At 52.3% G+C, this 2,485-nt stretch carries 2 protein-coding genes and 1 other annotated feature; of the genes, one reads left to right on the top strand and one right to left on the bottom strand.

The window, feature by feature from the left end; translation table 11 throughout:
* Positions 1-332: 332 nt before the first annotated feature.
* Entirely contained in the window at positions 333-1,559 is a 1,227-nt protein-coding gene (trpB, locus tag IJN28_00475) for a tryptophan synthase subunit beta (protein ID MBQ6712246.1), read from the bottom strand.
* 65 nt (positions 1,560-1,624) lie between these two features.
* Positions 1,625-1,872: a binding site (T-box leader), on the bottom strand.
* A gap of 131 nt (positions 1,873-2,003) precedes the next feature.
* On the opposite strand from trpB, the gene IJN28_00470 reads away from it, so the two are divergent.
* On the top strand, positions 2,004-2,485 hold a 482-nt coding region (locus IJN28_00470), incomplete at its 3' end, for a cyanophycinase (GenBank protein MBQ6712245.1).

Raw genomic sequence — 2,485 nt, 5'->3', positions numbered from 1 at the left:
TGGAGAAGTATCCAAGAAGCAAGTCCGAAGGGCGATGCTGATTGGTTAATACTTCCCATGCGATAGCGACCCAAGAAGCACACCGTTAGGTGGTGCTGATTGGTCAGTCGCGAACCGCTGGGGCAAGCCAAAAAGTAAGAGTAGAGGAAAGAGTTTTCCATTTTTAAAAAAGATGACTTTGCGATTTTGCGGTCACGTCCAAGAATCGAAAGTGATTGATTAGTCGCGAACCGTCAATACGTACTGCAAGAATTATCAGTACATACAAAAAGGGTAAGAAACGTTTCTGTTTCTTACCCTTTTCTTCTTATCTTTTTTTGATACAGCGTTCCTTAGTCCTCGATCATATCCATGTGGATATCATGTCCTTTGATGTCGCCGTTTTTGAGCATGTCGATGATCTGGCCGATGTCTTTGTCACCGCGGCCGGAGAGGTTGACGATGATAGTCTTGTCGGACGGGAGCGTTTTAGCGAGCTTCATTGCGTATGCGACCGCATGGGAGCTTTCGATAGCAGGGATGATGCCTTCAAGTTTGGAAAGTTCGAAGAAGGCGTTCATTGCTTCTTCGTCGGTGATGGCAACGTACTGTGCACGACCGCTCTGTGCATAGAAGCTGTGTTCGGGGCCTACGCCGGGATAGTCAAGGCCTGCGGCGATGGAGTGAACGGGGAGGATGCCTCCTTGTTCGTCTTGGAGCGTGTAGCATTTGAATCCGTGGATCGTGCCGATGGTGCCTTTGCTGATGCTTGCCGCATGGTCGGGCGTATCAAGTCCGCGGCCGCCCGGTTCGATGCCGACGATATTGACTTCTTTGTCATTTACGAACGGGTGGAACAGGCCGATGGCGTTGGAACCGCCGCCGATCGGTGCGAGAACGTAGTCGGGGAGCTTGCCCGTCTGCTCGATCATCTGTGCGCGTGCTTCTTCGCCGATGATGCTCTGGAATTCGCGTACCATCGTCGGGTACGGATGCGGGCCGACTGCCGAGCCGAGGAGATAGAACGTGTCTTTGTAATTTTGTGCGTAGTCGAGAAGTGCCGCGTCAACTGCTTCGGCAAGCGTTTTTGCGCCTTCCGTTACGGCAACGACTTTCGCACCGAGAAGATTCATGCGGAATACGTTGAGTGCCTGACGTTTGATATCGACTTCGCCCATGTAGACGATACATTCCATACCAAACAGTGCCGCTACCGTTGCCGCCGCAACACCGTGCTGACCTGCGCCCGTTTCGGCGATGATGCGTTTTTTGCCCATGCGTTTGGCAAGAAGCACCTGACCGAGTGCGTTGTTGATCTTGTGTGCGCCCGTGTGGTTGAGGTCTTCGCGTTTCAAATAGATCTGTGCGCCGCCGCATGCTTCGGTAAGGCGCGGTGCGAAGTAGAGCGGCGTCTGACGGCCGACGTACTGTTTGAAGTAGTAACGAAGCTCTTTGTGGAACTCTTCGTCGTTGATATATTGATAGAAGCAAGTTTCGAGTTCTTTGAGCGGTGCTTCGAGCATCTCGGGAACGAAGCGACCACCGAATTCACCAAAAAATCCATTGTTGTTCATAAGCATGATTAAAATCCCCCTGATGTACTGTTTATTTTACTGATAAAAAAATCCCCTGTTTGCATCTGCAAACAGAGGACGATCATAACCGCGGTACCACCTCATGTGATCGTAAAAACGATCCGCTCAATTCAGCTACGGACGCATTTGCGTCGATAACCTAGTCTGATAACGGCAGACAGCCGAGATCACCTACCGATATACGGTTCAGCATCCACTCCTGAGCCCATTCGACCAAACTCTTCACTACGGCTTGCACCACCCGCCGTTTCTCTGTACTGCGCCCTTTGGCTTACTATTTCTCAGTCATCGCATTTTCTTATTCAGTATGGTAACAGAATACTATGAAGTTGCGCGTCCGTCAACAGTTTTTTTGAAAAATGTATAAAACCAAAAGGAGAATGGACACGATAACATCGTAGCGATCAATCAAGGAACGGAGGAAGAATCATGAGCAGTCGAGAGTCGGGCAGTCTGTTGGTGATCGGCGGAAATGAGGAAAAAGAGGGCGAGTGCCCTATCTTGCGTGCGTTCGTGGAGCTTGCGGGCGGAGAGGATGCGCGTATCGTGATATTGACGACGGCGACGGAGCTTCCGAAAGAGGTGGGCGAGGAGTATCGCGCGATCTTCGAAAAACTCGGTGCGGGCGAGGTGCGCGTGCTGTTCGCCGATACGAGAGAGGAGGCATCATCGGAAGAGGTATCGCGTGCGATCTGTCATTCCAGCGGGATATTTTTAACGGGCGGCGATCAGCTGAGGCTGACGAGTATCTTGGGCGGGAGCGAGGCTGACCGCAGTATCCTGCGTGCCTTTCACGGCGGTACGATCGTCGCAGGGACGAGCGCAGGGGCATCGGCGATGGCAAGCACGATGATCGTCAGCGGTGATTCGGCCGATACGGCGACGCGCTCGACGGTGAGCATGGCGCAAGG

The organism is Selenomonadales bacterium, from assembly GCA_017442105.1.
Lineage (GTDB): Bacteria > Bacillota > Negativicutes > RGIG982 > RGIG982 > RGIG982.
Note: the sequence above shows the minus strand (reverse complement) of the source record. Positions and strands in the feature narration are given on the sequence as shown.